At 64.4% G+C, this 24,907-nt stretch carries 24 protein-coding genes and 1 pseudogene; 10 read left to right on the forward strand and 15 right to left on the reverse strand.

Translation table 11 applies throughout. The features are described 5' to 3' along the window. Positions 1-302 precede the first annotated feature (302 nt). Both GB927_RS17140 and GB927_RS17145 read left to right on the forward strand, forming a co-directional pair. On the forward strand, positions 303-2,555 hold the full coding sequence (locus tag GB927_RS17140; protein ID WP_256118413.1) for a heavy metal translocating P-type ATPase: 2,253 nt from the start codon (positions 303-305) through the stop codon (positions 2,553-2,555). Beyond that, entirely contained in the window at positions 2,552-3,118 is a 567-nt protein-coding gene (locus GB927_RS17145; protein WP_256118414.1) for an SCO family protein, read from the forward strand. The genes GB927_RS17140 and GB927_RS17145 overlap by 4 nt, the downstream gene beginning before the upstream one ends. Here GB927_RS17145 and GB927_RS17150 read toward each other — a convergent pair. Beyond that, a complete protein-coding gene (locus GB927_RS17150; RefSeq protein ID WP_256118415.1) occupies positions 3,115-3,531 on the reverse strand; it encodes a MerR family transcriptional regulator in 417 nt (138 codons plus the stop codon). The genes GB927_RS17145 and GB927_RS17150 overlap by 4 nt on opposite strands. Before the next feature lie 108 nt (positions 3,532-3,639). Between GB927_RS17150 and GB927_RS17155 the strand changes: the two genes are divergently transcribed. From GB927_RS17155 to GB927_RS17170, 4 genes are all read left to right on the forward strand, one after another. Continuing rightward, a complete protein-coding gene (locus tag GB927_RS17155; protein ID WP_256118416.1) occupies positions 3,640-4,134 on the forward strand; it encodes a copper chaperone PCu(A)C in 495 nt (164 codons plus the stop codon). Between the two features lie 265 nt (positions 4,135-4,399). After that, the gene (locus tag GB927_RS17160) at positions 4,400-5,431 is read left to right on the forward strand and encodes a L,D-transpeptidase family protein (RefSeq protein WP_256118417.1); all 1,032 of its coding nucleotides are present in this window, start codon (positions 4,400-4,402) and stop codon (positions 5,429-5,431) included. A gap of 16 nt (positions 5,432-5,447) precedes the next feature. Continuing rightward, positions 5,448-6,152, forward strand: a complete 705-nt coding sequence (locus GB927_RS17165; RefSeq protein WP_256118418.1) for a L,D-transpeptidase family protein — start codon at positions 5,448-5,450, stop codon at positions 6,150-6,152. 91 nt (positions 6,153-6,243) lie between these two features. Then, the gene (locus GB927_RS17170; RefSeq protein WP_256118419.1) at positions 6,244-7,443 is read left to right on the forward strand and encodes an amidohydrolase family protein; all 1,200 of its coding nucleotides are present in this window, start codon (positions 6,244-6,246) and stop codon (positions 7,441-7,443) included. A 141-nt stretch (positions 7,444-7,584) separates the two neighbouring features. Here the strand turns inward: GB927_RS17170 and GB927_RS17175 are convergent, their stop codons facing one another. From GB927_RS17175 to GB927_RS17190, 4 genes and pseudogenes are all read right to left on the reverse strand, one after another. Next, the gene (locus GB927_RS17175; protein WP_256118420.1) at positions 7,585-10,146 is read right to left on the reverse strand and encodes a GcvT family protein; all 2,562 of its coding nucleotides are present in this window, start codon (positions 10,144-10,146) and stop codon (positions 7,585-7,587) included. 183 nt (positions 10,147-10,329) lie between these two features. Then, positions 10,330-10,572: a glutathione S-transferase C-terminal domain-containing protein gene (locus GB927_RS17180; protein WP_369431683.1), complete on the reverse strand. Its 243-nt coding sequence runs from the start codon at positions 10,570-10,572 to the stop codon at positions 10,330-10,332. 197 nt (positions 10,573-10,769) lie between these two features. Further along, a pseudogene (locus tag GB927_RS17185) lies at positions 10,770-10,931 on the reverse strand (thioredoxin domain-containing protein); the annotation flags it as partial. Positions 10,932-11,023: 92 nt separating this feature from the next. Beyond that, positions 11,024-12,031, reverse strand: coding sequence for a GlxA family transcriptional regulator (locus GB927_RS17190; protein WP_256118421.1), 1,008 nt, complete (start codon positions 12,029-12,031; stop codon positions 11,024-11,026). Between the two features lie 106 nt (positions 12,032-12,137). On the opposite strand from GB927_RS17190, the gene GB927_RS17195 reads away from it, so the two are divergent. Next, entirely contained in the window at positions 12,138-12,608 is a 471-nt protein-coding gene (locus GB927_RS17195; RefSeq protein ID WP_256118422.1) for an SRPBCC domain-containing protein, read from the forward strand. Here GB927_RS17195 and GB927_RS17200 read toward each other — a convergent pair. From GB927_RS17200 to GB927_RS17210, 3 genes are read right to left on the reverse strand one after another with little or no spacing between them, the layout of a single operon-like run. Beyond that, on the reverse strand, positions 12,577-12,996 hold the full coding sequence (locus tag GB927_RS17200) for a GFA family protein (protein WP_256118424.1): 420 nt from the start codon (positions 12,994-12,996) through the stop codon (positions 12,577-12,579). The two genes, GB927_RS17195 and GB927_RS17200, sit on opposite strands and share 32 nt — an antisense overlap. Further along, a complete protein-coding gene (locus GB927_RS17205) occupies positions 12,993-13,451 on the reverse strand; it encodes an SRPBCC family protein (protein WP_256118425.1) in 459 nt (152 codons plus the stop codon). The genes GB927_RS17200 and GB927_RS17205 overlap by 4 nt, the downstream gene beginning before the upstream one ends. A gap of 11 nt (positions 13,452-13,462) precedes the next feature. Next, the gene (locus tag GB927_RS17210) at positions 13,463-13,804 is read right to left on the reverse strand and encodes an ArsR/SmtB family transcription factor (protein WP_256118426.1); all 342 of its coding nucleotides are present in this window, start codon (positions 13,802-13,804) and stop codon (positions 13,463-13,465) included. A gap of 126 nt (positions 13,805-13,930) precedes the next feature. Between GB927_RS17210 and chrA the strand changes: the two genes are divergently transcribed. Next, positions 13,931-15,337 (forward strand): chromate efflux transporter, encoded by a 1,407-nt coding sequence (gene chrA / locus GB927_RS17215; RefSeq protein WP_256118427.1) that lies wholly within the window; start codon positions 13,931-13,933, stop codon positions 15,335-15,337. Here the strand turns inward: chrA and GB927_RS17220 are convergent. Then, entirely contained in the window at positions 15,330-15,899 is a 570-nt protein-coding gene (locus GB927_RS17220; RefSeq protein ID WP_256118428.1) for a helix-turn-helix domain-containing protein, read from the reverse strand. The two genes, chrA and GB927_RS17220, sit on opposite strands and share 8 nt — an antisense overlap. Before the next feature lie 64 nt (positions 15,900-15,963). Here GB927_RS17220 and GB927_RS17225 point away from each other — a divergent pair, with 64 nt between their 5' ends. Together GB927_RS17225 and GB927_RS17230 are read left to right on the forward strand one after the other, a co-directional pair. Beyond that, positions 15,964-17,100 carry an aminotransferase gene (locus GB927_RS17225; RefSeq protein WP_256118429.1) on the forward strand — a complete coding sequence of 379 codons (1,137 nt, stop codon included), beginning with the start codon at positions 15,964-15,966 and terminating at the stop codon, positions 17,098-17,100. Positions 17,101-17,278: 178 nt separating this feature from the next. Next, positions 17,279-17,425 carry a DUF1127 domain-containing protein gene (locus GB927_RS17230; RefSeq protein WP_256118430.1) on the forward strand — a complete coding sequence of 49 codons (147 nt, stop codon included), beginning with the start codon at positions 17,279-17,281 and terminating at the stop codon, positions 17,423-17,425. 519 nt (positions 17,426-17,944) lie between these two features. Here the strand turns inward: GB927_RS17230 and GB927_RS17235 are convergent. The 6 genes from GB927_RS17235 to GB927_RS17260 all read right to left on the reverse strand — a co-directional run bounded on the left by GB927_RS17235 (position 17,945) and on the right by GB927_RS17260 (position 24,900). Beyond that, positions 17,945-18,652, reverse strand: a complete 708-nt coding sequence (locus tag GB927_RS17235; protein ID WP_256118431.1) for a ParA family protein — start codon at positions 18,650-18,652, stop codon at positions 17,945-17,947. A 107-nt stretch (positions 18,653-18,759) separates the two neighbouring features. Further along, the gene (locus GB927_RS17240; protein ID WP_256118432.1) at positions 18,760-19,848 is read right to left on the reverse strand and encodes a protein-glutamate methylesterase/protein-glutamine glutaminase; all 1,089 of its coding nucleotides are present in this window, start codon (positions 19,846-19,848) and stop codon (positions 18,760-18,762) included. After that, the gene (locus tag GB927_RS17245) at positions 19,848-20,699 is read right to left on the reverse strand and encodes a CheR family methyltransferase (protein ID WP_256118433.1); all 852 of its coding nucleotides are present in this window, start codon (positions 20,697-20,699) and stop codon (positions 19,848-19,850) included. Before GB927_RS17245 ends, GB927_RS17240 begins: the two co-directional genes overlap by 1 nt. 16 nt (positions 20,700-20,715) lie before the next feature. Beyond that, positions 20,716-21,210 (reverse strand): chemotaxis protein CheW, encoded by a 495-nt coding sequence (locus GB927_RS17250; RefSeq protein WP_256118434.1) that lies wholly within the window; start codon positions 21,208-21,210, stop codon positions 20,716-20,718. 2 nt (positions 21,211-21,212) lie between these two features. After that, on the reverse strand, positions 21,213-23,018 hold the full coding sequence (locus tag GB927_RS17255) for a methyl-accepting chemotaxis protein (RefSeq protein WP_256118435.1): 1,806 nt from the start codon (positions 23,016-23,018) through the stop codon (positions 21,213-21,215). Between the two features lie 190 nt (positions 23,019-23,208). Further along, a complete protein-coding gene (locus tag GB927_RS17260) occupies positions 23,209-24,900 on the reverse strand; it encodes a methyl-accepting chemotaxis protein (protein WP_256118436.1) in 1,692 nt (563 codons plus the stop codon). Positions 24,901-24,907: the final 7 nt, after the last annotated feature.

The following is a 24,907-nucleotide window of genomic DNA, read 5'->3' on the forward strand; positions in this document are numbered from 1 at the left end:
CGCAGGGAGCCTGTCGGCAAAACGGCATAAAAGCCCGACTGTGCCGCAAGGGCACCGATCAAAAAGCGTTCTTCCGTTCGGGGGGCATCGAGAGCGCCCATCCCCGATTGGAAGAGGGCGTCGCAAGACATGGCGTCCTCCCCAACCAGCAGATGAAACCTGCATTCAGTGGCGGCTCTCTAACATGGCTGCGCCGCAGATTTCAATGCGCCTCTTTGTCTCGAAATTTCTGAATTTCCCTCTTGCACCTCTAGTCGCTAGAGGTCGTAGAACATCCTCGACAGATTAAAGAGGATTGTACGATGTCCGATGTGAAAGAGACGCGTTTCCGGGTTGGCGGCATGGATTGCGCCTCCTGCGCCAGAAAGATCGACACCGCCGTGCGCCGCATGCCGGGCGTTTCCGATGTGTCCGTTTCCGTGACCGCCGGCACCATGCGCGTGCAGCACGATGCGGCAAGCGACCTGGAAGCGATCGCCCGCAAGGTCACCGGCCTCGGTTACGCGGTGACGCAGGCAGCAGCCATCGCGGAAAAGCCGGCCGCGAAACATGAGCACGGCGCCGGCTGCTGCGGCGGACACGACCACAATCATTCGCTCGGCCATGACCACGATCACGACCATGCCGGCCATGACCACAAGCCGAAGGCGGCCGCCGTCGAAGGCCTGCACGGCCACGATCATGGCCCGTCCGAAGGCCCCTGGTGGAAGGGCAAGAAGGGCCGTCTGACCATTCTCGCCGGCGCGGCGCTGGTCGTCGCTTACGGCATCGGCCATCTCTTCCCGGCGATCGAGACCTATGCCTTCGTCATCGCCATGTTCATCGGCCTCGTGCCGATCGCGCGCCGCGCCGTCATGGCCGCCCTTGCCGGCACGCCCTTCTCCATCGAGATGCTGATGACCATCGCCGCCGTCGGCGCCGTCATCATCAATGCGACCGAAGAGGCCGCCGCGGTGGTCTTCCTGTTCCTCGTCGGCGAACTGCTGGAAGGGGTCGCCGCCGGCAAGGCGCGCGACAGCATCCGCTCGCTCTCCGCCCTCGTGCCGAAGACGGCGCTGCTCGAAGAGAACGGCAAGACCCGGGAAGTCCCGGCCGAATCGCTGGCAGTGGGCGCCGTCATCCTCGTGCGCCCGGGCGATCGCATTTCCGCTGACGGCACGATCATCGACGGCGACAGCGCCATCGACGAGGCGCCCGTCACAGGTGAAAGCACGCCGGTGCGCAAGGAGATCGGCGACACCGTCTTCGCCGGCACGGTGAATGGCGATGCAGCGCTGCGCGTGCGCGTCACCGCGGCGGCGGCGGACAACACCATCGCCCGCGTCGTCAAGCTGGTCGAGGAAGCGCAGGAATCCAAGGCCCCGACGGAGCGCTTCATCGACCGCTTCTCGAAATATTACACGCCCGGCGTGGTCGTCGTCGCGGCGCTCGTCGCGATCATTCCGCCGCTCTTCCTCGGCGGCATCTGGAGCGAGTGGGTCTACAAGGGCCTCGCCGTGCTGCTGATCGGCTGCCCCTGCGCGCTGGTCATCTCGACGCCGGCCGCCATTGCCGCCTCGCTATCCGCCGGCGCCCGTCGCGGGCTGCTCATGAAGGGCGGCGCGGTGCTGGAAGGCCTCGGCAAGCTCACCGCCATCGCCTTCGACAAGACCGGCACGCTGACGGAAGGCAAGCCGAAGGTCACCGACATCATCGCCTTCGCCACGCCGGCCGACGAGGTGCTGCGCCTCGCCGCGGCGCTCGAAGCCGGCTCCAGCCACCCGCTGGCGCTCGCCATTCTCGGCAAGGCCGCAGAAGACGGCATCGTCGCCCCGGTGGCAAACGGTTCGAAGGCACTTGGCGGCAAGGGCGTCACGGCCACCGTCGAGGGCAAGGAGGTCTTCCTCGGCTCGCCCAAGGCAACGGCCGAACGCGTCGCGCTTTCCGACGAGGTGAAGGCCGCCACCGCAACGCTCAACGATGATGGCAAGACCGTCTCCATGCTGATCGTCGACGGCGTGCTCGCCGGCGCCATCGCCATGCGCGACGAGCCCCGCGCAGACGCTGCTGCCGGCCTCAAGGCGCTGAAGGATGCCGGCATCAAGACCATCATGCTCACTGGCGACAATGCCCGCACGGCAAAGGCCGTGGGTGCCGAACTCGGCATAGAGGTGCGCGCCGAGCTGATGCCGGAGGACAAGCAGCGCATCGTCGGCGAACTCCAGCGCGAAGGTTATGTCGTCGGCAAGATCGGCGACGGCATCAACGACGCCCCGGCGCTCGCCGCCGCCAATGTCGGCGTCGCCATGGGCGGCGGCACCGATGTGGCGCTGGAAACGGCGGACGCCGCCATCCTGCACGGCCGCGTCGGCGACGTCGCGCTGATGACGGATCTTTCCAAGCGCACCATGCGCAATATCGTGCAGAACATCGTGCTCTCGCTCGGTCTCAAGGGTGTGTTCCTGGTGACGACCATCGTCGGCATCACCGGCCTTTGGCCGGCGATCCTCGCCGATACCGGCGCCACCGTGCTGGTCACGCTGAACGCGCTGCGCCTGCTCCGGCCGATCAAATGAAGCGCAGGGCAGTCATAGGCCTTGCCGTGCTTGCCGCGATCGTCGGAGCGACGGTCGCGGCAAAGGCGCCGGTCGGCGGCGGGGCGCAAGAGCGGGTCTTCACCTTGCAGACGGTCGACGGAGAACCCTTCCGCTCGGCCGATCTGGCGGGAAAACCCTATCTCGTCTTCTTCGGCTTCACCCATTGCCCGGATGTCTGCCCGACCGCACTCTTCGAGCTGACGGGCCTGTTGAAGGACATCGGGCCGGCGGCAGACCGCATCACGCCGCTTTTCATCTCGATCGATCCCGAGCGCGACACGGCGGAGCTTCTAAAGCTCTACATGACCTCCTTCGACCCGCGCATCATCGCCTTGCGCGGCGATGCGGCCGAGACCAAAACGGCGGCAGACGCCTTCTCGGCCTTCTACAAGAAGGTGCCGACAGCATCGGACAGCTACACGATGGACCACACCGCCGGCCTCTTCCTCATCCGCGCCGATGGTCGGCTCCAGGGCATGCTCGACATGCACGAGCCGCGCGAGACGCAGCTCCAGAAGCTGAAGCTGCTCGCCGGCACCTAGTCGTGCTCGTCGTGGCAGAGATCGTGGTTGGCGAGCGCGCGGATCACGTAGCAGTCGCGCACCTGGTTGGTATGGCAATGGGTGGTGATGCGCTCAAGCTCGGCCTCCAGCTTGCGCAGGCGGGCGATCTTCTGCCGCACGGTCGCAAGCTGCTCGGCGGCGATGCGATCGGCATCCTGGCAGGGGCGTTCCGGGTGCTGGCTGAGCTCGATCAGCGCGCGGATGGCATCGATGGTGAGGCCGAGATCGCGCGCATGGCGGATGAAGGCGAGGCGCTCGCGCTCGCCGTTCGAATAGCGCCGCTGGTTGCCCTCGGAGCGTTCGGCGTGGGAGAGCAGCCCCATCTGTTCGTAATAGCGGATGGTCGGAACCTTGACGCCCGTCGCCTTGGAAAGATCGCCGATCGTCAGCATGCGCTTCTCCTAACCCGCCACCCGCGACATTTTCGACCCTCACGAAATCCTGAAGAGAAGCCGCGTGCAATGGCCTTACAGTGATCCCACACAAATGTGAGGAGAATCGTGCCAAATCAAGCATGCCTTCTGTCGCTGTTCTCAATCTTGACCGCCAGCGCCGCCATTGCCGCGCCGATGAGCGCCGGAGGCGCGATCGTGCCGCATGAAGCGGTGCTGTCGGGCCTTGCCATCGAACATGCGGATATCGTCGCGGGTGCAGATGGCGCGCCGGCGCGAGCCTATCTGACGCTCTACAATGCCGGCACCGCCGACAAGCGCATCCTGGACGTCTCCGTCGATGGTTTTGGCGCGCCGATGGTGAAGCGGCAGGGCGAAACCCTCTCCGTGGAGGACGCCTTCCTGGTCATCCCCCGGCAGGCCGAACTGTTCATGGCGCCGGGCGCGCTGTTCCTTGAACTCGACGAGACGCTGGACGTGGAAGGCGAGCGCATGATCTCCGTCACCCTCGACGATGGCAGCATGCTGGTGGTGCCGGTGACGCTGCACCCGCCCGGCGGCGTGCGTACCGCGCATCACCACGGCATCGGCGACTTCGAATAGGGCTGCTGACGAATTGTTGTTCGCCGCGTGTGCCTTCGTGATCGCTTCGCGCAAGAAAGCGGCGATAAGGGTCTTGATGCTCCAGCCGCTTGAGGTTTTATGCTTGCGAAAATCGGATTTGCCCGGATTCGGGGCGCCAAAGCGACGAGTGAGGCCAAAGGGGCCTTAAGATTAACGAAGTTCTAAGCAATCGCTTGGAGTCTAAGCCCGAGATGCGCCGTCCCTGTTTGGCGCCCCCCGGATCCCTAACAACCGAAAACGCACCATGTTTCGCAATCGCTTTTCTCTTGAAACCGCCCGTCCGCGTCTTTCGCTCCTCGCGCGGCTTGCCGCCGCGACCATCGCCGGCGGCCTGCTTGCCGGCTGCATGGCCATGGACGTCGCGTCGTTGGCCGAGGCGCCGCAGCTTTCCAACAAGGTGAAGGCTGAAATGTCGAAGAAGAAGATGCGGCCGGAAAGCCCCGTGCTGGTGCGCATCTTCAAGCAGGAAAGCGAGCTGGAAGTCTGGAAGGTCGATGCGAGCGGCAAATATGCGCTCTTCAAGACCTATCCGATGTGCCGCTGGTCCGGAAAGCTCGGCCCGAAGACGAAGAGCGGCGACCGCCAGGCGCCGGAAGGATTTTACCATGTCTCCGAGGGCATGCTGAACCCGAATTCGCAATATTACGTCTCGTTCAACCTCGGTTATCCGAACCGGCTGGAATCCGCTCTCGGCTATACCGGCGAAGCGCTGATGGTGCACGGCGCCTGCTCGTCGTCCGGCTGCTACGCCATGACCGACCAGGGCGTGGGCGAAATCTATGCCATCGTGCAGAAGGCGCTCGATGGCGGCCAGCAGCGCTTCCAGGTGCAGGCCTATCCCTTCCGCATGACGACGCAGAACATGGCCAAGCACAAGGGCGATCCGAACATGCCGTTCTGGCGCACGCTGAAGGAAGGCTACGACGCCTTCGCCTTCACCCGCAGCCAGCCGAAGGTTTCTGTCTGCGGTGGCCGCTACGTCTTCAACAGGGAGTTCGTCGATGGCGAGCCGAGCGACCCGCTGGCGCAATGCCCGGCGGCCGTCGGAGAAAATGATCTGATGGCGAAGATCGGCGCGGAACAAAAGAAGCTGGATGCGGCTTTTGCCGGCGCCACACCGGTTTCGAGCTTCGCCTATGTGGACGGCGGCATGCATCCGAGCTTCCGCACGCTTCTGAAGAAGCAGGGCGCGAAGGGCCTGGCGGCCCAGATCTCGCGCACGAAATATCCGGTCAGCCGGCCCGATGCGGCCCTGGCTGACCCCTATGACGATTGAAGTGTGAGGACACGCATTGACGGGTGAAAGCGTAAGCCGCCGTTCCTTCCTGCTCGGCAGCGCCGGATTGGCAACCACGGTTCTGGCCGGCTGCACCACGCCGGTGCGCGAACGGGTCGCGATAGAACCGGAACCGGTCGATACCAGCATCTATGCCGGCATGTACGGCGCGCAGTTCGATGGCCAGTACGAGCTGCCGGCCATTCCTTACCAGAAGATCGATCGGCGCTTCTATCGCCAGATGGTGCCGAACCCGACAGGCGAACGCCCCGGCGTGCTCGTCGTCGATACGGCAAGCCACTTCCTCTATCTCACCTATGAAAACGGACAGGCCATGCGCTACGGCGTCGGCCTTGGCCGTGCGGGCTTCGAATGGGCCGGCCGCGGCGTCATCCAATACAAGCGTCAATGGCCGCGCTGGACCCCGCCGGACGAAATGGTCGCCCGCCAGCCGGAGCTGGAACCCTACAGCATAGCCAATGGCGGCATGGAGCCGGGCCTCAAGAACCCGCTCGGCGCCCGCGCGCTCTACATCTTCCAGAACAACGAGGACACGCTCTACCGTATCCACGGTTCGCCGGAATGGTGGACGATCGGCAAGTCCGTCTCGTCGGGCTGCGTGCGCATGATGAACCAGGACGTGGTCGATCTCTTCAACCGCGTGCAGAACGGCACGCCCATCCTCGTGCTCGGCAATGCCGCGGTCGCTGCCGCCTATTGACTGCATACGATTTTCGCGCGTTATTGCGCACAATTCTTGATCTGCCCTTCAGGCGGTGGATCGAGCTGTGCGCAAACGGAGACGCGATATCATGGCCGGGATCGAGACGCTTTTCACCAATGCGACGCTGGCGGACGGCTCGCTGAAGGATATCGGCGTTGCCGGCGGCCGCATCGTCGCAATTGAGCCGGCCGGTACGACCCCGAAGGCGTCCGCCACGGTCGATATTGCCGGTGCCCTGCTGGTGCCGGCCTTCGTCGAGGGCCATATCCACCTCGATACCAGCTTCTACGGCGACAAATGGATCCCGCACAAAGCCTGCACCAATGGTTTTGACGTGCACGAGCGCGTCGCCTTCCAGGCGCAGAACATGGCGCAAGCGGCCCCGATAGACGAGCGCGCGCGAAAACAGCTCGAACTCTGCGTCGCCAACGGCTCCCTCCAGATGCGCAGCCATGTCATGGTGGATGGCTCGGTCGGGCTGAAGTCGCTGGAAACGATCCTGAAGATCCGCGAGGAATACCGCGATATCATCGACATCCAGCTCGTCGCCTTCCCGCAGAACGGCATCCTGAAAAGCCCTGGCACGCCCGAACTGCTGGACGAGGCGATCGCGCTCGGTGCCGATCTCGTCGGCGGGCTCGACCCGGCAAGCTTCGACCGCGACCTCCAGGGCCATCTCGACGTCGTCTTCGGCGTGGCGGAAAAGCATGGCGTCGGCGTCGATATCCATCTGCACGATTTCGGCTCGCTCGGCGCCTTCACCGTCGAGGAAATCTGCGCCCGCACGGCGGCGCTCGGCATGCAGGGCAGGGTGGCGATCAGCCACGCCTACGGCCTTGGCGATCTCGACCCCGATTCCGCCCGCCGCATCGGCGGAAAAATCGCCAGGGCCGGCGTCTCCATCATGACCAACGCCCCCGGCGACCACGTCTTCCCGCCGGTCGCCCTGCTGCGTGGCGAGGGCGTCACCGTCTTCAGCGGCAGCGACAATATCCGCGATTCCTGGTGGCCCTATGGCGATGGCGACATGCTGAGCCGCGCCATGATGATCGGCTACCGCTCCGGCTTCTACACCGACGACGAACTCACCGCCGCCTTCGACGTGGTCACTACCGCCGGCGCCAAGGCCCTCGGCCTCGAAGGCTACGGCATCGCGCTCGGCGCCAAGGCCGATTTCGTGACGCTCGCCGCCGAACATGTGCCGGAGGCCGTGGTGGCGGTGCCGAAGCCGCGTCGGGTGTTCAAGGAGGGGCGGCTTGTGGCGGAGAATGGGGCGGTGGTGCGGTAGCAGCGAAGAATGCGCCCCCTCATCCGGCCCTTTCGGGCCACCTTCTCCCCGAGGGGAGAAGGGAAACGGGACGCCGGTGCTCTTCCCCTTCTCCCCAGCGGGGAGAAGGTGCCGGCAGGCGGATGAGGGGGCGGCTGTCGCTTACGTCCGCGGCTTCAAGTTCTCAGGGTCGTACAGCGGCTTGTAGCCGATGCTGACCACCTCGACCGGATAGGTCTCGGCAAAATATTCCACATTCAGCTTGCGGCCTTCCTGGCAATAGGCCCAGGGCAGGTAGGCGAGGGCGATGTTCTTGCCGATGGTCGGGCCGAAGGCGATGGAGGTCGTGTAGGAGCGGCGGCCGAGTTCGTCGACCAGCACTTCGCCGGTCTCCGGGTCCATGACCGGCAGCGTGCCGACCGGATAGCGCTTCACGCCGGCCTTGTCGGTGTTTTCCGTCATGACGAGCGTGCAGAGCATGGCGGGCTGGTGGTCGCGCGCCTTGTATTCCAAGTGTTTTGCCTTGCCACGGAAGTCGGCCTCTTTCACCTTCGGGCGGGCGAGGTCGGCTTCGATGAGGTTGTACTGGGTCAGCAGGTCGGCGTTCTGCAGGCGCAGGCTCTTTTCCATGCGGCGCGAGTTGGCATAGGTCTCGACGCCGAAGGCCATCACGCCGGTGGCGCGCAGCGCATCCCAGACGGCGAGGCCGTCCTCGTATTTCATGTGCAGTTCCCAACCCTGCTCGCCGACATAGGAGATGCGGAAGGCGGTGACGTTTTTGCCGCCGATCTCGATCTGCTTGATCTGGGCGAAAGCGAAATTTTCGGGATCGAGCGCGGCCGGGTCGGACACGGCCTTCTTCAGAGTATCGCGGGCATTCGGCCCCCAGATGCCGATGGTGATGAATTTTTCCGTCACGTCGGTGATGGTGACGTCGAGGCCGCGGTCTTCGGCGACGCGCTTCATGTAGTGGAAGTCGCGCGGGCCGGCGTCCGCACCGTTGATCAGCCGGCAACGGTCCGCCATGCGGATGACGGTGAAGTCGGCGCGCACCATGCCCTCGTCATCGAGGAAATGGGTATAGATGCCCTTGCCGATATTGCCGTCGCCGCCGATTTTCGCTGCGCAGAGCCATTCGAGCAGCGCGACATGGTCCGGCCCCTCGATGTCCACCATGTGGAAATGCGAGAGGTTGACGATGCCGCAATCCTCGCTCATCGCCATATGCTCGGCATTCGAGACGCGCCAGAAGTGGCGGCTGTCCCACTCATTCTCGCGCACCGGAACCTTGTCGGCGTATTTTTCCAGAAGATGCTCGTTGGCCTTGTAGCCATGCGCACGCTCCCAGCCGCCGAGCTCCATGAAGTAGCCGCCGAGTTCCTTTTCGCGCTCATGGAAGGGCGAGCGCTTGGCGCCGCGGCCCGATGCATAGGGTTCGCGGGTGTGCACGGCCGGGAAATAGATCTTCTGGGCAGCCTCGAAGCAGCGGCCTTCGATGAATTCTTCCGTCAGCTGGTGCGGGTAGAAGCGGGCATAGTCGATCGAGTTGTGGTCGATCTCGGTGCGTCCGTCCGTCATCCAGTCGGCGATCAGCTTGCCGTAGCCGGGGCCGTCCTTCACCCAGATGGCGACGCAGTACCACAGGCCGCGCACCTTCTGGCTCTCGCCGCAGGACGGGCCGCCGGCAGCCGATACCTGAAGCAGGCCGTTGAAGGAGTGGCTTTCATTGTAGCCGAGCTCGCCGAGGATCGGCGTCAGCTCCATGGCGCGTTCCAGCGGCTCGATGATCTGTTCCATTTCCAGATCGCGCTGTGAGGGCGAAAGGCGTGCCTCGTGCTTTTCGAGAATGTTGCGCGGGTGGCAGAGGCGCGGATTGGTGGTCTCGTAATAGCCCCACTCGATCTGGCCGCCTTCGGTGGTCTTCGGGTCGCCGGTGTCGCGCATATAGGCGGAGTTGCCCTGGTCGCGCAAAAGCGGGAAGCCGATGTCCTTGCCGGTGTTCTCGAATTCGTTGTACGGACCGAAGAAGGTCAGCGGATGATCGACCGGCATGACCGGCAGGTCTTCGCCCACCATTTCGGCAATGAGACGGCCCCAGATGCCGGCGCAGACGATGACATGGTCCGCCATGATCGTGCCGCGATGCGTGACGACGCCCTTGATGCGGCCGCCCTCGACGATCAGCGATTGGGCCGGCGTGTTGCCATAGACCTGGAGCTTGCCGGATTTTTCCGCCGCATCCACCAGCTTGCCGGCAACCGTCTGCGAGCGCGGCACGACGAGGCCGGCGTCCGGATCGAACATGCCGCCCATCACCTGATCTTCCTCGATCAGCGGGAACATTTTTTTGATCTCAGCGGGCGAAACATAATGCGCGCGCGTGCCGAAAGCCTTGGCGGAGGAAAGCTTGCGCTTGATCTCCTCCATCCAGGTGTCGTCGCCGGTGCGCGCCACTTCCAGGCCGCCGATACGGGCGTAATGGCCCATCTTCTCGAAGAAATCGATCGAATACTGGGTGGTCCAGACCGAAAGATAGTCGTGGCTCGTCGTGTAGCAGAAGTCCGAGGCATGCGCCGTCGAACCGATATCGGTCGGCACGCCCGACTTGTCGATGCCCACGATATCGTCCCATCCGCGCTCGATGAGATGATGGGCGATCGATGCGCCCACGATGCCACCCAAACCGATGATGACGACCTTCGCCTTTTGCGGAAACTCTGCCATTTTCTGGACCCCGATGAAATATTGAAGCCGATTTTAGGGCCTCGTTCGGTGCCAGTGCAGCCTGTCTGCGACGGGCCAGCGACCAGTTCCGACAGTCGCGGGAACTGGTCGTGTCGCAAGGGCTCTGCGCCGGCCGGGAGACCCTAGCCGATCATCGGGCCGGCGCAACGCTTTTCGTCGGGTTCATGCTGCCGCGCCAAGCGGCGCGACAGCCTCATGCGAAAGCACCGCCTGCACCGAGGGCCGCGCCTCCACGCGACTGCCGAGCGCACGAAGCGTGTCCGGCACGGCGATGCCGCACATGGCCGCCCAGCGCAGCATGACATAGAGGAAGGCATCGGCCGCGGAAAAACGCCGGCCGAACAGGAAGTCGCCTTCGATGCGGGAGGCGATCCAGTCGAAACGCAGCGCAAGGGTCTCGCCCAGCCATGCCTTCTCCTCGACACTTTCCGTGAAGAAAGCCGCACGAAGGGTTTTTGCACCTCGGTGGAAAGGAAGGCGAGCATTTGCAGGTGGCGCGTGCGGCCGAGGGGGCCGTCGGGGATGAGGCCGTCACCCTGCATGGCGATCCAGTCGAGAAGCGCGACATTTTCCGTCAGGAGCGTGCCGTCGTCGAAGACGAGGGCGGGCACGTAGCCGCTCCGATTGACCGCCTCATAAGGGCTGCCGTCCTCCAGCACATGCCGGAAGATATCGACCTTGTGCGGCCGGAAGGGCAGGCCGGTTTCGACCAGCAGGATATGGGCGGCCTGGCTGCAGGCGGTGGGCGTGTAATAGAAGTCCATCTCTCGTCTCCTCGTTTTCGATGAGCCGAGTGTGAAGGCGGTTGCCCAACGGGGTCAGAGGCAAACGGGCTGCCTTCGGGGCAAATACGCCACTATTCTCCGAGCGTACGAAGGCGGTTGCGCTGGCGGTATTGCGCGGGTGTGATGCCGACACGGCGGCGGAAGAGTTTGCGAAAGAAGGTCGGGTCCTCGTAGCCGACCGCGACCGCGATCTCTTCGATCGCCATGGGTTCGGTCTCCAGCATCTGCTTGGCCTCTTCGATGCGCATGGCCTGCACATAATCCACCGGCGCATAACCCGTCGCCGCCTTGAACTGCCGCTTGAAGGTGCGCTCCGCCAGGCCCGAACGCGCGACCATCGCCGTTACCGGATTGCTGCTCGCATAGTGGTCGGCAAGCCAGGTCTGCACGTCGGCGATCGCGGCATTGTCGTGCTGGCGGGGGCGGGTCATGGAGGCGAAGGGAAGCTGGCCGTAAGCCCGGTCGCCAAGCAGGAAGAGCCTCGCGATGCGGGCGGCTTCCTCCGCCCCGCAGAACCGGCCGATCAGATAGAGCGCCAGATCCTGCCACGACGACGCGCCGCCGGTGGTGATCAGCCGCCCGGCACGCCCGCTGTCGCAGAGAATGCGTTCCGGCCGGAATTTGACGTTCGGATAACGGTCGCGAAACAGGTCAGCCATGATCCAGTGCGACGCCGCGTCCGCGCCATCGAGCAGGCCGGCTTCCGCCAGCAGCACCGCGCCGCTGCAGGCCGAGCAGACGAGCACATCCGCCGCGATATGCCGGTGGACCCAGGCGATTTCCTCGCTCCAGCGCCCTTCCGGCGAAAGGCCCGGTTCGAGGTGGATGTCGCAGACAACGACGATATCCGCCGTGCTGTCCTCAAGCCCCTGCTGCGGCGTCACCCGTACGCCGCTGCCCGTCTCGTAGGCGCCGGTCTCCGCTGCGACGAGCGTCGGGTGCAGGCTGCGCAGCGCATTGGGTCCGCGGCCGGCTTCGCCCAGCACCTCATGCAGCCCATAGGGCGCCATGGTGCCGCTTTCCGGCAGCGAAAGAATGGCGATGGTCAGCGGGCTTGTGGGCTTCGGGCGGGACGGCATGGGGCAAGTTTGGCACATTTGCCCCGAATCTGTCGAGAACGTCTCTACGAAGGAATGGCAATCTCCACCATGGTTTCACCGTCAGCAACCCGGAAAGGAGAAAGCCGTGAGCATCGAACAGGGAACCGTCGACATCATCAAAACCTTTGCCGCGCCGGTCGCCGCGGTCTTTGCGGCCTGGTCGCAGGAGACGGCCCAACTGGCCTGGGGCGATCCCGGCCCGGACTGGCAGATAAGCTTCGAGCGTTTCCGCTTCACCGTCGGCGAAAGCGACCTCTGCCGCTTCGGCCCGAAGGACGGGCCGACCTATCTCAACGAAAACCGCTATCTGGAGATCACCCCGGACAGGCGTATCGTCTATGCCAGCACCCTGCGGGAAGCCGGCATTCTCGGCTTTTCCGGCACGGTGGTGGTGACCTTCGAGCCGGCGGACGGCGGCACGCGCATGCGGCTCGTCGAGCAGGGCCTCTATTTCGATGGTCGCGACAGGGCCGACGACCACCGCGAAGGCTGGCGCGCTATGCTGGAGGCAATGGCCGGCTATCTCAAAGATGTGCCGTATAGGGCGGCGGGTTGAAGAAATCGTCCGCCAGGCCGTTTTCATAGATCACCGGCGCGGCGCTCATCTCCTCCTCGGAAATGTCCTCCAGCGTGCCCGCATTGATGCAATAAAAGTGCCCCATGAAGTCCTTGAGATAACCGCGCGAGAAGGGGCGGATGCCACAGCGTTTGCAGAAATAGTGGTCGACATCGCCCACCGGCCAGCCGGATTTGTCGGCGCGATAGCTGACGAGATGGTCCTCGCCGGAGAGCAGCTTGAAATCCTCGCGCGGGGTAAAGGTCTTCAGCATGCGCGTGCGCCGGCAGAAGGAGCAGTTGCAGCGGCGCAGGCCCTCATCGAGATCGAGCACCGCTTCATAGCGGATGGCGCTGCAATGGCAGCGGCCGTGATAGGTCTTTTTCATCGTCCTTCTCCTCGGGCTTGCAGGATATAGGCGACCAGCCGGTCGAGGCATTCGCCCCAGCCTTCGGCATGGCTGTCGCGGGATTCGACGGTGTCGAACGGTGTCTGGGCGAAGGTCAGCCGCGTCTTGCCGTCCCGGTCCTCGAAGGTCACGGTCACCAGAGTGTCCGGGTCGTCCTCGCCGGTCCAGCGGAAGGTGAGGACGATGCGGCGGTTATCTTCGATCTCGCGATAGGTGCCGCCCATCGGATAATCCTTGCCCTCCGGCGAGCGGATGACCGCCGACCAGGCGCCGCCGGGGCGGAAATCCACGTGGATCGCATGGGCCGAAAAACCCTTCGGCCCGAGCCAGCGGGCCATGTGTTCGGGCGTCGTCCAGACCTTGAAGACGAGCGGGCAGGGCGCGTCGATCAGCCGTTCGATGAAAAGGCCGATGAGTTCGGCGGTCTGCTGCATGGTTTTTCTCCTCAGCTCTTTTTGTCCGGGTCGCCGGCCTGCAATTCCCGGAGATAGTCGTCGAGCCGGTCGAAGCTCGCGTCCCAGAAGCGGCGGTAGCGGGCAATCCAGCCGTCGGCATCCTTCAGGGGTGCTGCCTCCAGATGGCATGGGCGCCACTGGGCGCTGCGGCTGCGGGTGATCAGCCCAGCGCCCTCCAGCACCTTCAGGTGCTTGGAGACGGCCGGCAGGCTCATCTCGAAGGGGGCGGCAATGTCGTTCACCGTCGCGTCTCCTTCGGAAAGCCTGGCGAGGATCGCGCGGCGCGTGGGATCCGCAAGGGCGGCGAAGGTCAGGCTCAGCGGATCGCTCACGTATTTATCCGTTCAGTTAATTAACTTATCGGTTTAATAATGCCATCCACATCGTCCGTCAAGCCCCCGTCGCCTTGACAGGGCAGGGTGCCGCTGCGATCGATCGCGACGGCAACGGGGAGAACCATGCAGATGACAGAACGAGCGGCCGAGCCCGGCCATGCGCCCGAGGCGCACGGCCATGGCGTGCCCTTCGGCGAGGCGCTCAAGGTCTGGGCGCGCGTGGCGGCATTGAGTTTTGGCGGCCCGGCCGGGCAGATCGCGCTGATGCACCGCATCGTCGTCGATGAAAAACGCTGGATCGGCGAGAGCCGTTTCCTGCATGCGCTGAACTATTGCATGCTGCTGCCCGGCCCGGAGGCCCAGCAGCTCGCCGTCTATATCGGCTGGCTGATGCACCGCACGCTGGGCGGCCTCGTCGCCGGCCTGCTCTTCATCCTGCCCGGTTTCCTGTCGATCCTGGCGCTGAGCTACATCTATGTGCTCTTCGGCGATGCGAGCCTCGTCGAGGGCCTGTTCTTCGGCCTGAAGGCGGCGGTGCTGGCGGTCGTCGTGCAGGCGGTGTTCCGCATCGGCAGCCGCGCGCTCACCAATCCAGCGATGATCACGATCGCCGCAGCCGCCTTCATCGCCATCTTCGCCTTCAAGGTGCCGTTCCCGCTGATCATTCTGGTGGCCGCCGTTGTCGGCTATGCCGGTTCCAGATCCGGTTCCCAGCTGTTCCGCACGTCAAACGGCCACGCCTCGGCCAACGGCAGGGTGTTGCAGGATCGCGATTCGCTGCTCGGCGAGGCGACGCCGGCCCATGCAAGGCCGGCGGTGGGCTGGTCGCTGAAGATCTCGGGCGCGCTCACCTGTCTCTGGCTCGGGCCGGTGGCGCTGATCTGGTTCGTCGCCGGCGGCAACAGCGTGTTTGCCGAGATCGGCGTATTCTTCAGCCAGATGGCGGTCGTCACCTTCGGGGGCGCCTATGCAGCGCTCGTCTATGTCGCGCAGGAGGCCGTGCAGCACTATGGCTGGCTGAAGCCGGGCGAAATGCTCGACGGTCTCGGCATGGCGGAGACGACGCCGGGGCCGCTGATCATGGTGCTGCAATTCGTCGGCTTCCTCGCCGCCTGGCGCGACCCCGGCAGCCTGAACCCGCTGACGGCGGCGACGCTCGCCGCGATCCTCACCACCTGGGTCACCTTCGTGCCCTGTTTCCTGTGGATTTTCCTCGGCGCGCCCTTCATCGAAAAGCTGCGCGGCAATGCGGCGCTTTCCGGCGCCATGTCGGCAATCACCGCCGCCGTTGTCGGCGTCATCCTCAACCTCGCGGTCTGGTTCGCCGTGCACACGCTGTTTCGCGAGGTGACGGTTTTCGCCGCCGGGCCGCTGCACCTCGAACTGCCGGTGCCGGCAACGCTCATCCTGCCCTCGGCGCTGCTGGCGGCCGCCTCCGCCTTCGCGCTCTTCCGCCTCAAGGCATCGGTGCTGCTGACGCTCGGCCTGTCGGCGCTTGCCGGCATGGCCTGGACGCTGGCTGTCAGCTAACCACGTTTCGCACGAAACGCACCGGCGTTTCGCCGGGGTTTACATAGGCATAGGCCTGGTCGGTGCCGTAGACGGCGAAGCTGCCGGCCGGAAAATCCTTAGCCGCGCCGGAGAGTTCGAGCCGCAGCATGCCCTCGGTCACGAAAACCATTTCGTGCCACCCGGCCGGGTCCGGCTCGGCATCGTAGCGCTCGCCGGGGCCGAGCGACCAGAGCCACATCTGCGCCTCCGTCGTCGCCGGCGCCGAGCCAAGCAGCACCGCGGTGCTCTCCGCATCGCCCCCGCGCCACGTCACCTCGTTGATCTCGGCGGATGGCGCGCGTGCCGGATCGCGCACAAGATCGACGAAGCCGACGCCGATCGCGGCGGCGAGCTTGTCGAGGCTCGACAGGCTGATATTCGCGTCACCCCCCTCGACCGCCACGATCATGCGCCGGCTGATGCCGGACGCCTCCGCCAGCGCCGCCTGGCTGAGGCCGGCCTGCTGGCGCAAGCGGCGCAGATTGCCGGAGACATGGGCGAGCACGTCGCCGCGTTCTTGACTGTGCAATATATTGCTCATATCGTTCCGTCATCAAAAGGGCGGCCTGTCCGCCTGCCGCCTTCTAACCCGAAAGGACCCCGCCATGAAGATACGCGATTTCGGCGTCGAGATCTGGATGAACCGTTACGAGAACCGCTGCGAATTGAACCTTGCGGAGACCTGCGTCGAATCGCTGACGGTGGAAGAGCTGCTCGACATGGCCGGCAAGAAGGAGACGATCCTCGCTGAACTCCTGCCGATGAAGCTTACCTATGGCGCGATCGAGGGCAGTGAGCGCCTGCGCCGCCTCATCGCCGCCATGTACGATAAGCAGGCGATGGAAAATGTCGTCGTCACCCACGGCGCGATCGGCGCCAATGCGCTGGTGCACGAGACGTTGGTGGAGCCCGGCGACCGCGTCATCTCGGTCCTGCCAACCTACCAGCAGCACTATTCCATCCCGGAAAGTTTTGGCGCGGACGTGCAGATCCTGAAGCTCACCGCCGAGCACGGCTTCCTGCCGGACCTCACGGAACTGCGCCGCCTCGCGACGCCGGGCACCAAGCTCATCTGCCTCAACAATCCGAACAACCCGACCGGATCGCTGATGGACCGGGATTTCTTGCTTCAGGTTGTCGAGATCGCGCGGGCCTGCGGCGCCTGGATCCTCTGCGACGAGGTCTATCGCGGCACGGACCAGGAGGGCGACGGCATGACGGCGTCGATCGCCGACCTCTATGAAAAGGGCATCAGCACCGGCAGCATGTCGAAGACCTATTCGCTGGCCGGCCTTCGCCTCGGCTGGATCGTCGGCCCGAAGGACCTGCTCCACGCCGTCTCGATCCATCGCGACTACAACACGATCAGCGTTGGCATGCTGGACGACCACTTTGCCGCCATCGCCCTTGAGAACCGCGACAAGATCCTCGCCCGCAGCCAGGCGATCACCCGGACAAACCTCGCCATCCTCGCCGAATGGGTGGAGGGCGAGCCGCTGATCTCCTGGGTCAAGCCGAAATCGGGCACGACGGCGCTCCTGAAATACGACCTGCCGCTCACCTCCGAGGCCTTCTGCATCAAGCTGCTGGAGCGCACCGGCGTCATGCTGACACCCGGCAGCGCCATGGACATGGAAGGCCACCTGCGCATCGGCTACACGAACGGTGAAGCGGTGTTGCGCGAGGGTTTGGGGCGAATTTCCGCATTTTTGCAGGAGGAACAGGCCGTTTTGGCGGCCTGAAGCCCCTCGGCGGCCCGTTTTCGTTAACGGAGGCTTACCAGACCCATGCGCGATCTGCATGGGTGGCTTGCCAGCTTAGCGCTGTTCCGCAGTGCAGCATAAGCCTATAAAGGGGCCATCGAAAGACGCGGCGCCACGGACCGGTGCCGAACAGAGAGCCTAACGAAAGGGGATCATCATGAACATGGCACGTTCCTTCAACAATTGGCGCAAGTACCGTCAGACCGTAACCGAACTCGACCGCATGACTGCCCGCGAACTGCGCGATCTCGGCATCGAGCGCTCGGAAATCAAGGCAGTCGCCCGCGCTGCCGTCGGCTTCTGATAAACACGCCGAAAAATAGCAGAATTTCGAAGACGCTCGCCTCCGGCGGGCGTTTTTGCATCTGCGAAGGTGGTGCCTGCGTGGGGATAATTCAACCCAGTTGAGGTACCCGTTAAGCGCATAGCGCATAGCTGCCTTGCAAAACAATGCCTATCAATTGAGCAAGAATCGCGTATAGTCATACTTATCGAAGCAACGTACCTCCTCCCACGAAGCTTCGATGTTGCAGAAGGCCCACTCCTCCTCCCAGGGCCAACTGCGGGAATGGCGACACTCCTCCTCCCAGTCGTCATTCGGTTCTATCGGAAAGCCTGCCGCACCTCCTCCCGCGGCAGGCTTTTCCAATTCTGGACCATGTTTTTCCCAAAATATTGAAATCGCTGACGCAATTGGCATGCCGGCAAGCCGCGTGCCGCACATTCTTGCGTCATCCTCGGGCTCGACCCGAGGATCCATCATTCGCGGCGTGGAGGGATGGTCGGGTCAGGCCCGACCATGACGAAGGGGAGGGAGCCCCCGTCAGGCGACGCTGCGAAGGCTCGGCGCTTGGGCCTGGCGGGCGGCCGGGATCTGCTGGAGTACTTCGAGCGCCAGCGCGCGGGCATTTTCCTGTGCCTTGTCGAGATTGCTGACGCGTTTGGCGTCCATCGAATAGAGCGTGCCGCCGCAGCCGAACATGTCGCGGAAGGCGGAGCGTTCGATGATCGGCGTTTCGAGCAGGTGCACGCGGCGTGCGGCGAGCAGGTCCTTCACGGCGTTCATCGCGCGCGTCGTCACCATGGAGTTCACCCGGGTGAGCACGACGGAATGGCGGATGCGGATATTCGCCTTGTCTTCCAGATATTGCAGCAGCTCGATGACATTGGCGCCGCCCTGCGCGTCCATGGCGGAGCCCTGCACGGGGATCAGCACGTAGTCGGAATAGCCGACCGCCTTGGCGAGCAGCGAGCTGCGCGAGCCCGGAAGGTCGATCAGCACGAAATCGGCACGCGCCTTCTCGTCGCTGAGCTGCCGGTCGATCGAGCTCATGGTGACATAGGGCACGACATTCAGCCGGTTGCCCAGCGCGCCTTCGGAATTTTCGAACCAGCGGGTGATCCAGTGCTGCGGATCGGCATCGAGCACCGAGACGCGGTAGCCGAGGCGGGCGAGTTCGGTCGCAAGCAGCAGCACGGCGGTGGTCTTGCCGGCGCCGCCCTTGGTGTTGGCGAAGGTGATGACAGGCATGATGGTCCCCGGATCGGTTCGTGAGCCGGTCATCGCTCCTGAAGAAACACCTTGCATGGTGCTTCGTCATCCTCGCCATTTATGGTTAACGGCGCGTAAAAATCGCCCTATCGGCGCCGGTCGGCGGCGAGGATTTCGCGGGCGATCTGGTCGAGCGGCAGGATGCGGTCGACGCCGCCATGCGCGATCGCCTCCTTCGGCATGCCGAAGACCACGGACGTCGCCTCGTCCTGCGCCACCGTATAGGCGCCGGCCTGGTGCATCTCGGCCATGCCGCGCGCGCCGTCATCGCCCATGCCGGTCATGATGACACCCATGGCGTTGCCGCCGGCCGAACGCGCGGCGGAGCGGAACAGCACATCGACGGAGGGCCTGTGGCGCGAGACGAGGGGGCCTTCGCGCACCGCCACATGGTAGCGCGCGCCCTGCCGCTCCAGCATCATGTGCCGGTCACCGGGCGCGATCAGCACATGGCCGCGCAGCACGGGATCACCATGCACGGCCTCCTTGACCTCGACTTCGCAGAGACTGTTCAGCCGCTTGGCGAAGGCGGCGGTAAATTTTTCCGGCATGTGCTGCACGATGACGAGGCCGGGGGAATTGGCCGGCAATTGTTCGAGCATGACGCGCAGCGCCTCGGTGCCGCCGGTGGACGCGCCGACGCAGGCGACCATTTCCGTCGTCTTCGCCATGGCGCGGCCCGACGGCGGCGGCAGCACGGCATCGGCAGTGAGTTTTGCCGTGGGACCGGTCGGCACGGCCGCGCGGCGGTGGGAGCCGATGCGGGCGACGGCCGCACCCTTGACCGCCTCGCGGATGCGCGTGCCGGATTCGGCGAGGTGGTCGGCAGCGCCGATCTTCGGCTTCAGGATGATATCGACGGCGCCGGCCTCCAGCGCCTGCATCAAGGTTTCCGAGCCTTCTTCCGTCAGCGACGAGCACATGACGACCGGGATCGGCCGCTGCGACATCAGCTTGCGGAGGAACGTGATGCCGTCCATGCGCGGCATTTCCACGTCCAACGTGATGACGTCGGGCATTTCCTCCTGGATTTTCTTGGCAGCCATGAAAGGGTCGGAGGCCGCCCCCATCACCTCGATCTCCGGATCCTGCTCCAGCACATGGGTCAGCGCCTGGCGCACGCTCGCCGAGTCGTCGATGATGAGAACGCGGATTTTCTTCACCGGAAGGGGCATCAGATCTTCTTGAAAACCGTGTTGGCGACCTGGCGCACCGGCAGGGTGATGCCGGTGACCGTTTCGGAATGGCCCACATAGAGGTAGCCGCCGGGCACGAGGCAGTCGCAGAGCCGTGCCAGCACCTTCGCCTGCGTCGGTTTGTCGAAATAGATCAGCACGTTGCGGCAGAAGATCATGTGCATCGGATCGCCCACCTTGTAGGCGCTGTCCATGAGGTTCATGCGGGCAAAGCCGACCGTCGCGCGCAGGCGCGGATGGATGCGCACCTCGCCGCGCGCGGCATCGCGTGACGTCATCACGTAGCGCCGCTGCATCTCGGCCGAGACAGGCTGGATCATGTCGCGCGGATAGACGCCACGGCGCGCCGCCTGCAGCACGTCCGTCGAAAGATCCGTGGCGAGGATTCGGTAGTCGATGCCGGATGTCGCATCGGCAAAATCCTGCAGCACCATCGCCATCGTATAGGGCTCGGCGCCGATCGAGCAGGCCGCACTCCACAGCCGAAGCCGCTTGTGCCCGGCCGCCACCATTTCCGGCAGGCCGGTCCTCGACATATATTCGAAATGCTTCGGCTCGCGGAAGAAATCCGTCTTGTTGGTCGTCACGGCATCGATCAGGAAGATCGCTTCCTTCTCGATGCCGCCACGCTTGAAGAGATAGTCGCAATAGTCGTTGAAGTTGGAAATGCCGGTTGCACGCAGGCGTCGCCGCAGGCGGCCCTCCAGCATCGTCAGCTTCGAAACCGGCATCTTGATGCCGCTATAATCATAGATGTAGCGCGACAGGGCGTCGAAGTTCCGGCTGCTCAGCCCGTCCTCCGTCCCTTGCGCCCGCAATGCTGCTCCCACGCCCGTACTCCTGAAATTATGCCGTGGCGGCGAGGCGGTTTGCCGTGCCCATCATCGCGACCTCGGCGCCGGAAAACAGGCGCGCGAGATCCACGATGACGACGAAGGCGCCGTTGCGGCGCACCACGCCGGCAATGTAGTCGGACGACCAGCGCACGCCGATATCCGGCGCGCCCTCGATCTCCTCCGTGCGGAAGGGGATGACCTCGAAGACCCGGTCGGCGACGAGGCCGAGGGTGAGCGTCTTCTCCCCCATCGGCACGTCGAGCACGAGTGCCCGCGTGTGCGGCGTCTTCTCGGTCTTCGTCATGCCGAGGCGGAGACGAAGATCGATGACCGGCACACCCTGGCCCCGCACGTCGCGGAGCCCAAGCAGGTACTCCGGCCCATGCGGGATCTTGAAGGCATCCTCATGGTCGAGGATTTCCCGGACGACCGAGACCGGCACGGCAAAGACCTCGTTGTCGAGACTGAAGGTGACGTACTGGGATTCGGAGGATGTGCCGGCCATGATCAAGCGCTTTCCCTGAAGTCTGCGTCGTCGGCATCCGGGCCGCCCATCGACATGTCGAGGGCAAAGCCGCGGGCGCGGGCCTGCTGGGCGTTGACGCTGTTGTCGGGCTTGCGAACCGACGCCATGACGGGCTTGGCGGCGGCGCGGGTTACCGGCGCCGGGCGACGCTGGGCGACCGACGGCGCGCTGGAGGCGCGATCGACGCGGAAGAAGGCGATCGAGGTCTGAAGCTCTTCGGCCTGGGCGGCGAGCTCTTCCGAGGTGCCGGACATTTCTTCCGAGGCGCCGGCATTCTGCTGGGTCACCTTGTCGAGCTGCTGGATCGCTTCGTTGATCTGCGAGGCGCCGATATCCTGCTCGCGGCAGGCGGCCGAGATTTCGGAGATCAGTTCCGCGGTCTTGCGGATATCCGGCACCAGGCGGGTCAGCATCTCGCCGGCCTCGGTGGCGACCGAGACGGTCGTGCCGGACAGCGCGCTGATTTCGGAGGCGGCCGCCTGGCTGCGCTCGGCAAGCTTGCGCACTTCCGAAGCGACAACGGCAAACCCCTTGCCATGTTCGCCGGCACGCGCCGCTTCCACGGCAGCGTTCAGGGCGAGCAGGTCGGTCTGGCGGGCGATTTCCTGGACGATCGAGATCTTCTCGGCAATCGTGCGCATGGCGCCGACGGCGCGGTTTACGGCCTCGCCTGAAGCCTCGGCATCCTTGGCGGACTGGCGGGCGATCTTTTCCGTCTGGGCGGCGTTGTCGGCGTTCTGCTTGATGTTGGAGGCCATTTCTTCCATCGAAGCGGAAGCCTCTTCGGCAGACGATGCCTGTTCGGTTGCGCCCTGCGAGAGCTGTTCGGAGCTTGCCGACAGTTCCTGGCTGCCCGACGAGACGTTGTTGGCCGCCGAAAGCGCATCGGAGACGACGCCACGCAGGCGCTCGACCATGCTTTCCAGCGAGATGCCGAGCGTATCCTTGTCGGAGAGCGGCTTCGGCGTGACGGTGAGATCACCGTTGGCGATCTGGTCGGCAATCGTCGCGGTGTTACGCAGGTTGCCGGTCATCACGTTGATCGTATCGACCAGGTCCTTGATCTCGTCATTCGTCTTGATCTCGACCTTCTGGTTGAGGTCACCTATGGCGACGGCTTCCGCGACGGACTGGATCTTGCGAAGACCATTGTTGATACCAAGCGCGATCCAAACGGCAGCACCGATAGCAAGCAGCAAGGCAGCGCCGGAAATGCCCAGGATCAGGTTGCGGGTCGTCGCATATTGTACGTTGGTCTGCTCATCGGCGTCCTTCATCTGGCCTTTGTTGGCTTCGATGCGGGCAGTGATGATTTCTTCAATCTCGTCCATAAACCGGCGACCATCACCGGTCACGAGCCGGATAGCCTCTGCGGAGTTACCGCTGCTGACCGCGGCGCGTACCTGATCGTCGATCTGAAGCAGCTTCTTCTGTTTTTCGGCGACGTCGCGCCACTGCTGTTTGCCGGCCTCTGTCGTTGCGGCGTTCATCAGCCACTCGTTGGTTTCCGTGAAGCGCTGACGGTTGCGGTCGCTTGCCTCCAGGAAGGTCGCGGCGTCGCGCGTGTTCGTCGATGTTGCGAGGTTCATCTGGGCGCGTGCCAGGCGAAGCTGGATGTTGCCGAGGTTCTGTGCTGCCTCGAGGCGTGCGGCCGGACCAGCGATCATGTCGGTGATCGCCTGGTTGAGGGAAGAGAGGCTCAGGATCGCGTAGACGGACGTGCCGGCCATCATCACGATGATGATGCCGAAGGCGATCGCTAGCTTTAGTTTGATGGTAAGGCGCATCTCGAATGGTCTCCTTTGTCGCAGATGCCATGTTCAGGGCAGGGGCGCCGCGATTGCGGACGCCCTAATGCGAGAAGACCGATACACTCACCCTTCCGCGGGCCGGGAAAGCGGCCCTTTTGCCGTCGCCTACACGCGCCGGGTCTAATGCGGCGCGCCCGTCGCCGGGCGCGCCGCTGTCATTTCCAGATCAGGCGCTTTCGCGGAAATCCGCGTCGTCGGCGTCCGGGCCGCCCATCGACATGTCGAGGGCAAAGCCGTTTCCGCGGCCCTTGGTGCCAGCCGGTGCCGGGCGGTGGGCCGAGGTGTTGGCCGGGCGCCTGGCGGGCGCTGCCATCTTCGCTGCGGTCGCCCGCAGCTTGTCGGCATGGTTCGGCTCCTTGCGGGAGGCGTTGTCGACGCGGAAGAAGGCGATGGAGGCCTGGAGTTCCTCCGCCTGGGCGGCGAGTTCTTCCGAGGTCGCCGACATTTCTTCCGAGGCGCCGGCATTCTGCTGGGTCACCTTGTCGAGTTGCTGGATCGCTTCGTTGATCTGCGAGGCACCGATATCCTGTTCGCGGCAGGCGGCCGAGATCTCGGAGATCAGTTCGGCAGTCTTGCGGATATCGGGAACCAGCCGGGTCAGCATCTCGCCGGCTTCGGTGGCGACCGAGACGGTCTCACCCGAGAGCGCGCTGATTTCGGCTGCGGCCGCCTGGCTGCGTTCGGCAAGCTTGCGCACTTCCGAGGCGACGACGGCAAAACCCTTGCCATGTTCACCGGCGCGGGCTGCTTCGACAGCCGCGTTGAGGGCGAGCAGGTCTGTCTGGCGGGCGATTTCCTGGACGATTGAGATCTTCTCGGCAATCGTGCGCATGGCGCCGACGGCGCGGCCGACAGCCTGGCCGGAGGCTTCTGCATCCTTTGAGGACTGGCGGGCGATCTTTTCTGTCTGGGCGGCGTTGTCGGCGTTCTGCTTGATGTTGGACGCCATCTCTTCCATGGAGGCTGAAGCCTCTTCGGCGGACGATGCCTGTTCGGTAGCACCCTGCGAGAGGGCTTCCGAGCTGGCCGACAGTTCCTGGCTGCCCGACGAGACATTGTCGGAGGCCGAAAGCGCATCGGCGACGACGCCGCGCAGGCGCTCAATCATCGTGTTGACATGGCCGAGCAGGTCGCCGAGCTCGTCCCTGGTGGAAATCTCGGCAAAGCGGGTGAGGTCACCATCCGCAACGTTCTGCACGACACCGACGGCGCGGGAAATGCCGCGGTTGATGGAGAAGACGATCCAGACGGCGGCGAAGCCGGCGATCAGGAAGGCGGCCGACGCGACGGCGATCATGATCGTGCGCGTGCTTGTATATTGTGCCTCGGCATTGTCGTCGGCTTCCTGCAGACGCGTCTGTTCGAGCGTCACCACCTCATCCAGCAGCGCGTCGATCTCGTTCGTCACGGTGCGGGCGTCGGTGGTGGAGACGCGCAATGCGCCTGCGCTGTCGCCGGCGAGCATCATGCTGCGGATGCGGTCGTCTTCCCGGCGGAAATCGGTGCTGTGCGTCTGGAGCTTCGACCACAGGACCTTGCCCTGTTCAGTCGCCTTGGCGAGAACCTGCTCGAAGGCGGCGTCGAAATCCGCGCGGGCCTTGTTGCTGACATCGATATACTTGTTCGTCTCGGCATTGCTGGTCGCCGAAAGCATGTTCTTCTGCTGGCGGATCTGCTGGAGTTGCAGGACGTTGAGTTCCTGTGCCAGCCGCAGACGCGTCGCCGGGCCGGTGAGCACGTCGCCGAGCGTCGCATTGAGGCCACCGAGGCTCAGGATGCCGTAGCCGGCGGTGCCCGCCAGCATGGCCATGATGAAACCAAAGGCCAGGAATAACTTGAGTTTAATGGTGAAGCGCATGGGTCTC

The sequence above is a fragment of the Shinella lacus genome, from assembly GCF_010994755.1.
Taxonomy (GTDB): Bacteria; Pseudomonadota; Alphaproteobacteria; order Rhizobiales; family Rhizobiaceae; genus Shinella; species Shinella lacus.

Excerpts from the sequence above, each read along its gene's own strand:
- GB927_RS17140 (WP_256118413.1), top strand. The coding sequence starts at position 303 with ATGTCCGATGTGAAAGAGACGCGTTTCCGGGTTGGCGGCATGGATTGC.
- GB927_RS17145 (WP_256118414.1), top strand. The coding sequence starts at position 2,552 with ATGAAGCGCAGGGCAGTCATAGGCCTTGCCGTGCTTGCCGCGATCGTC.
- GB927_RS17150 (WP_256118415.1), bottom strand. The coding sequence starts at position 3,531 with ATGCTGACGATCGGCGATCTTTCCAAGGCGACGGGCGTCAAGGTTCCG.
- GB927_RS17160 (WP_256118417.1), top strand. The coding sequence starts at position 4,400 with ATGTTTCGCAATCGCTTTTCTCTTGAAACCGCCCGTCCGCGTCTTTCG.
- GB927_RS17170 (WP_256118419.1), top strand. The coding sequence starts at position 6,244 with ATGGCCGGGATCGAGACGCTTTTCACCAATGCGACGCTGGCGGACGGC.
- GB927_RS17175 (WP_256118420.1), bottom strand. The coding sequence starts at position 10,146 with ATGGCAGAGTTTCCGCAAAAGGCGAAGGTCGTCATCATCGGTTTGGGT.
- GB927_RS17190 (WP_256118421.1), bottom strand. The coding sequence starts at position 12,031 with ATGCCGTCCCGCCCGAAGCCCACAAGCCCGCTGACCATCGCCATTCTT.
- GB927_RS17200 (WP_256118424.1), bottom strand. The coding sequence starts at position 12,996 with ATGAAAAAGACCTATCACGGCCGCTGCCATTGCAGCGCCATCCGCTAT.
- GB927_RS17205 (WP_256118425.1), bottom strand. The coding sequence starts at position 13,451 with ATGCAGCAGACCGCCGAACTCATCGGCCTTTTCATCGAACGGCTGATC.
- chrA (WP_256118427.1), top strand. The coding sequence starts at position 13,931 with ATGCAGATGACAGAACGAGCGGCCGAGCCCGGCCATGCGCCCGAGGCG.
- GB927_RS17220 (WP_256118428.1), bottom strand. The coding sequence starts at position 15,899 with ATGAGCAATATATTGCACAGTCAAGAACGCGGCGACGTGCTCGCCCAT.
- GB927_RS17225 (WP_256118429.1), top strand. The coding sequence starts at position 15,964 with ATGAAGATACGCGATTTCGGCGTCGAGATCTGGATGAACCGTTACGAG.
- GB927_RS17230 (WP_256118430.1), top strand. The coding sequence starts at position 17,279 with ATGAACATGGCACGTTCCTTCAACAATTGGCGCAAGTACCGTCAGACC.
- GB927_RS17235 (WP_256118431.1), bottom strand. The coding sequence starts at position 18,652 with ATGCCTGTCATCACCTTCGCCAACACCAAGGGCGGCGCCGGCAAGACC.
- GB927_RS17240 (WP_256118432.1), bottom strand. The coding sequence starts at position 19,848 with ATGCCCCTTCCGGTGAAGAAAATCCGCGTTCTCATCATCGACGACTCG.
- GB927_RS17250 (WP_256118434.1), bottom strand. The coding sequence starts at position 21,210 with ATGGCCGGCACATCCTCCGAATCCCAGTACGTCACCTTCAGTCTCGAC.
- GB927_RS17255 (WP_256118435.1), bottom strand. The coding sequence starts at position 23,018 with ATGCGCCTTACCATCAAACTAAAGCTAGCGATCGCCTTCGGCATCATC.
- GB927_RS17260 (WP_256118436.1), bottom strand. The coding sequence starts at position 24,900 with ATGCGCTTCACCATTAAACTCAAGTTATTCCTGGCCTTTGGTTTCATC.